General features: G+C 33.8%; 6 protein-coding genes and 1 pseudogene. All 7 read left to right on the plus strand.

The annotated features are described in order from the left end of the window. Positions 1-192: 192 nt before the first annotated feature. On the plus strand, positions 193-2,454 hold the full coding sequence (locus PN497_RS08655) for a type I restriction-modification system subunit M (RefSeq protein ID WP_272109928.1): 2,262 nt from the start codon (positions 193-195) through the stop codon (positions 2,452-2,454). A gap of 109 nt (positions 2,455-2,563) precedes the next feature. After that, the gene (locus PN497_RS08660; RefSeq protein WP_096566864.1) at positions 2,564-2,848 is read left to right on the plus strand and encodes a UPF0175 family protein; all 285 of its coding nucleotides are present in this window, start codon (positions 2,564-2,566) and stop codon (positions 2,846-2,848) included. A 200-nt stretch (positions 2,849-3,048) separates the two neighbouring features. Continuing rightward, on the plus strand, positions 3,049-3,318 hold the full coding sequence (locus tag PN497_RS08665; RefSeq protein ID WP_272109931.1) for a DUF3368 domain-containing protein: 270 nt from the start codon (positions 3,049-3,051) through the stop codon (positions 3,316-3,318). Positions 3,319-3,385: 67 nt separating this feature from the next. Continuing rightward, entirely contained in the window at positions 3,386-3,703 is a 318-nt protein-coding gene (locus PN497_RS08670; RefSeq protein ID WP_096566866.1) for a hypothetical protein, read from the plus strand. Continuing rightward, positions 3,696-4,115: a type II toxin-antitoxin system tRNA(fMet)-specific endonuclease VapC gene (vapC, locus tag PN497_RS08675; protein ID WP_096566868.1), complete on the plus strand. Its 420-nt coding sequence runs from the start codon at positions 3,696-3,698 to the stop codon at positions 4,113-4,115. Before PN497_RS08670 ends, vapC begins: the two co-directional genes overlap by 8 nt. After that, complete coding sequence (locus PN497_RS08680; protein ID WP_096566870.1) at positions 4,116-5,390, plus strand: restriction endonuclease subunit S; 1,275 nt, start codon at positions 4,116-4,118, stop codon at positions 5,388-5,390. A 90-nt stretch (positions 5,391-5,480) separates the two neighbouring features. Beyond that, positions 5,481-5,774 (plus strand): annotated as a pseudogene (locus PN497_RS08685) (Rpn family recombination-promoting nuclease/putative transposase); the annotation flags it as partial.

Genomic DNA, 5,774 nt, shown 5'->3' on the forward strand with positions numbered 1-5,774 from the left:
TCGCGTCGGCAATAGTCTCAATTCAATACTTGATATCACTGTATTATATATCAAGTAGTTGATTTTTTCCTAAAAATATATTGATTTTTGTCAATATAAGTATAGTTTTGTCTATGAAATTGTCAACTTAGGACTTGCTCAATTACTCAATTACTCAATTACTCAATTACTCAATTACTAAAAATTACTATAGTGACAAATACAGGAAATACAAATCATCAAGAGTTAGTCGGTTTGATTTGGAGTATAGCCGACAAACTCCGGGGACCTTATCGCCCTCCCCAATATCGGCGGGTGATGTTACCTTTGATAGTGTTGCGGCGATTAGATGCGGTATTAGAACCAACTAAGAAAGCTGTACTAGAAGCCCAAGTAAAATATGAGGGGATGGAGATAAAAGGAGACGCATTAGAAAAAGCGATCGCCAAAGTTGCCACAGGTACAGATAGAACTCAACCTTTATACAATCTCAGTAAGTTCACATTTAATAAATCTGATACCTCATCCACAGAACCTAACTATATTCCCCAATATGTAAGTTTATTGAGTGACCCAGATGGTATTACCAGTAACTTACGCAATTATATCAATGGTTTTTCCCCCAGGGCGCGAGATATATTTGAAAAATTTGATTTTGATGCGGAAATAGAAAAACTCGATGAAAGTAATCGCTTGTATTTAGTGATTAAAGAACTTTGTAAACCAGAAATAGATGTATCACCAGAGAAACTTTCTAACCTACAAATGGGTTATTTATTTGAAGAATTGGTGAGAAAATTTAATGAACAAGCAAACGAAGAAGCGGGAGACCACTTTACACCCCGTGAAGTAATTCGCTTGATGGTAAATCTGGTTTTCTGTGATGAACAAGATGTCTTTAAACAAGGTATTTATCGTTCTATTTATGACCCCACAGCCGGTACAGGGGGAATGTTATCAGTAGCAGAAGAACATATTAAAAATCAGAATCCCCAAGCTAATTTAGGGTTATTTGGGCAAGAATATAACCCCGAATCCTATGCTATTTGTTGTGCAGATTTACTGATTAAAGATGAACCCATTGATAATATTATTTATGGCGATACATTGGGAGTAAAAAACGCTAAAGTTAAGAGTAATAACTTTTTACCCCAGGACGGACATCCTGATAAAAAATTTCATTATATGTTTGCCAATCCTCCCTTTGGAGTAGAATGGAAACCAGAGGAAGATTTTGTTAAAGATGAATATGAAAGCTTAGGATTTAATGGCAGATTTGGCGCAGGTTTACCACGCATTAATGATGGTTCATTGTTGTTCCTCCAACATAAGATATCAAAAATGCACAAACCACCAGAGGAAGGAGGAGACGGTTCAAGAATTGCCATTGTTTTTAATGGTTCACCTTTATTTACAGGAGATGCGGGAAGTGGTGAAAGTAATATTAGAAGGTGGATCATTGAAAATGACTGGTTAGAAGCGGTAGTTGCATTACCTGACCAGATGTTTTATAACACCGGAATTTTCACTTATATTTGGTTAGTTACTAATAAAAAAGCGGATCATAGAAAAGGTAAAGTACAGCTTATTGATGGTACAAAACATTACCAGAAAATGAAAAAGAGTCTTGGTAATAAGCGCAATGAATTATCCCCCGCACATATTACCGAACTGGTGCGATTATATGGAGATTTTCACCACAATGGTATTAGTGAAGTAGAAACAGATGGACAAATAGAACAGCGAGTATGTTCTAAAATATTTGATAATCGGGAATTTGGCTTTTTAAAGATTACGGTAGAACGTCCATTAAGATTAAATTTTCAGGTAAGCGAGGAACGTTTAGGGAGATTATGGGAACAAACAGCGTTTCAAAATTTAGCTACTACTAAAAAGCGCAAAGATGAAAAAGTACAACAGTTAGAAATATTAGAGGGTAAAAATCTCCAATCACAGATTATTGATGCTTTACAAAATATGCAAGCTGATAAACTGTATTTATCCCGTACAGAGTTGGAAACAGATTTAAATAAGGTGTTAAAAAAGGCAGGATTGACATTAAAAGCACCTGTGAAAAAAGCGATTTTAGCAGCATTAGGAGAAACAGATCCACAAGCAGAAATTTGTACAGATGCTAAAGGAAATCCTGAACCTGATAGTAATTTACGTGATACAGAAATTGTGCCTTTACCAGATGATATTCCTTTACCTTTACCCTTGGAATATGGAGACAAAGCGAGTGTCAATGAATTGATTAAGTTAGTAGAAAACCACTGTCAAAAATATTTAGAAAAAGAAGTTTTACCCCATGTTCCAGATGCTTGGATTGATTTTGATAAAACTAAAGTAGGTTATGAAATTCCTTTAAATCGCCATTTTTATGTATATCAACCACCCAGAAATTTAGATGCAATTGAGGATGATATTAAATCTTTGGAAACGGATATTATGGCGATGTTAGGGGAAGTGGTATAGGTTATACTAACAGAATTAAGGGTATGATGGAAGATTGTCAATAAAAGTTTTCATCTTGTTTTTGGGAATATGCTGTAAAATTAAAAGATAGATTGGGGAGATTTTAGTAATGGCATTAGTGATTTTAGATGAGCAATTAGAAAGTATGCAGATTTCAGAAGCAGTCAGACAAAAGGCTTTACAAAAAGCCAAGGAAGGTTATGTAATGACATTATTAGAAGTAGGAGAAATTACCAGTGGTAGGGCTGGTAAAATTCTTGGCATTTCTCGTTTAGAGGTCATAGAAATGATGAAAAAATGGGGTATTTCTCTTTTTGATGATTCTCAAACCTTGGATGAATTACGTCAAGAAGTAGAACAAGCAGAATTAGTTTTAAATCAACATAATTATTAAATGATAATCGTTTCTGATAAGCTGTTGTGCATTTAATGTGTATAAGTGGAACAGGCCTGTTAAACAAGAGTTCAGAATATTAGGATTATACAATTTAGCTGTGTAACAGCTTATAAGTGGAACAGGCATCTTGCCTGTTAAACAAGAGTTCAGAACATTAGGGTTATACAATTTAGCTGTGTAACAGCTTACAAGAGTCGTTGAAATTAGATTTAGGGGAGTCAGAAGCCATTGCTTTAGCGGAGGAAATAGGAGCTTCTCAGTTGTTAATAGATGAAAAAGCAGCACGGAAATTTGCTATAGCTCGCAAGTTGCCTTTAATTGGTACTGTAGGGGTATTATTATTAGCAAAGCGTCGGGGTTTGTTGGCTAGTATTCAAGGTGTTTTAGATGAGATGCAAGCACAGGGAATGAGAATTTCTGACAGACTTTATGTACAAGTTTTGACTTTGGCACAGGAACAGGATTAAGAATAAAAAAGAAGTAGGGTATTTGTTCAGGTATAATAAAAATACAGCTAAGGGAGATTTTATAATTATGCAAATCACCATAGATTTACCAGATAATTTAACAGATAAGATTCAAAATGAATGGGGTAATTTACCACAAAAAATCATTGCTAATCTTGTCTTAGATGCTTTGCGGGAAGGTTTAATTGATTTTCAGGAAATGAAGGAGATGCTTAATTTTTTCTCTGAGGTAGAATTAAAGGAATTTTTAAAACAAAAGAATATGCTGCATACTAAAGGAATCCTCAATTTATCTGGTGCTTGTGCGGATATTGATTTAGGAGAAGATGAACTAGGGATTTATGAAGATAGGGATGATGATTTAGTTGGGGTGTTTAATGAATAAAAATTCTTTAGTTTATTTATTAGATACAAATGTTTGTATTATGTATCTCAAGGGGAGGTCATTGAGTATTAATTATCATCTCGATAATCTAGAACCTGAAAAAGTTGCGGTTTGTTCTGTGGTGAAATCTGAGTTATTTTATGGGTCAAAGCGAAGTAATAACCCTGAAAAAGCTTTGAAGATTCAAAAATCATTTTTATATCAGTTTGTATCTTTACCTTTTGATGATAATTGTGCGGAAGTTTATGGACAAATTCGGGCTGATTTAGCTAAAATTGGTACTCCTATTAGTTCCAATGATATACAAATTGCTGCTATTGCTTTAGCGAATAATTTAATATTGGTAACTCATAATGTGAGAGAGTTTAGCAGAATTGACGGGTTAAAGTTTGAAGATTGGGAAGTTAGTTAAATGGGTAAGTATCAGGGTTATGATAAGTATAAAGATTCTAGTGTTGAGTGGTTGGGTGATGTTCCTGAGCATTGGGAAGTAAAACGAGTTAAATATGCTTTTCTACTACAAAGGGGTTATGATTTATCCCGTGATGAAATGGAAGAAGGCAAATATCCAGTTTGTGCTTCTAATGGAATAATTGGTTATCATACATCATTTAATGTAAAAGCTCCATCAATTACAGTAGGACGAAGTGGAAGTGTTGGAGAAATAAATTATATTGATCAGGATTTTTGGGCGCATAACACAGCATTGTATGTCAAAAATTTCATCAATTCTGACTCCAGATTTATTTTTTATCTTCTCAAAACATTAGATATTAAATCTTTAAGTTGGGGTACTGCTGTTGGCACTTTAAATCGAAATTATATACATGATTTATTTAGTGGTTTTCCCCCATTAGAAGAACAAGAAAAGATAGCCCGATTTTTAGACTATAAAACCAAACAAATAGATGAACTGATAGCGAAGAAAGAAACCTTGATACAAAAACTGGACGAAAAACGCACCGCCCTTATTAGTCACGCAGTCACCAAAGGACTAGATGTAAATGTCCCGATGAAAGATTCTGGTATTGAGTGGTTGGGGGCGATTCCGCAGCATTGGAAACCTGTTCGATTAAAACATATAACTCACCAAATTATTGACGGAGCGCACTTTACTCCAACTTATGTTGATGATGGAATACCTTTTTTAAGAGTTACTGATATTGTTCAAGCAAAAAATAATTCTATTGACATGAACAATATTAAATTTATTCCTAAAGAAGAACACAAAATATTATCTCTCAGATGTAAACCAAAAAAAGGAGATTTACTTTATTCTAAAAATGGAACAATAGGCGTTGCTAGAATTGTTGATTGGGACTTTGATTTTAGTATTTTTGTTAGCTTATGTCTAATTAAAGTTATCAAAGAAAAAGTTAATGTTGAGTTTTTACAATACTCTTTATTAGGTAAATTAACAGAAACACAAATTAATATTGGGGCAAAATCTAATACTGTTACCAATTTACATTTAGACAAAATCAAAGAGTTTTTAATTGCTCTCCCAACTCTTGATGAGCAAAGAAAAATTATTCAATATCTCGACCAAAAAACAGCCCAAATAGAAGAACAAAAAACCAAAATTCAACAAGCGATAGACGTATTAAAAGAATACCGCACAGCCTTGATCACCAATGCCGTCACAGGTAAAATAGATGTGAGGAAAATTCCCATACCTAAAATATAGTTAATGTAGCTAAATAAATCAAACCTGTAATCATAAAACCTGATGCTAAAACATTTTTAAACCCGTTCCCTATTCTCTACCACAAAACCCATGATAGACCACGATAGACTATTTAAAGAATTAATCCAAACATTCTTTTGGGAATTTATAGAACTGTTTCTACTAGAAATATTAGAATATGTAGAAAAAGACACCCTCACCTTTTTACCAGAAGAAATATTTACAGATGTCACCGCTGGAGACAAAAGAAAAATAGACCTATTAGCACAAGTCAAATGGCAAGGAAAAGACAGTTATTTTTTAATACATCTAGAAAACCAAGGATATAATCAAAAAGAATTTGAACGGCGAATGTTTCATTACTTTTCCCGTTTAGATGCCAAA

It is taken from the genome of Sphaerospermopsis kisseleviana CS-549 (assembly GCF_028329225.1).
Lineage (GTDB): Bacteria > Cyanobacteriota > Cyanobacteriia > Cyanobacteriales > Nostocaceae > Sphaerospermopsis > Sphaerospermopsis kisseleviana.

Coding starts and splice junctions, on each gene's coding strand:
- PN497_RS08660 (WP_096566864.1), top strand. CDS start 2,564: ATGGCATTAGTGATTTTAGATGAGCAATTAGAAAGTATGCAGATTTCA.
- PN497_RS08670 (WP_096566866.1), top strand. CDS start 3,386: ATGCAAATCACCATAGATTTACCAGATAATTTAACAGATAAGATTCAA.
- vapC (WP_096566868.1), top strand. CDS start 3,696: ATGAATAAAAATTCTTTAGTTTATTTATTAGATACAAATGTTTGTATT.
- PN497_RS08680 (WP_096566870.1), top strand. CDS start 4,116: ATGGGTAAGTATCAGGGTTATGATAAGTATAAAGATTCTAGTGTTGAG.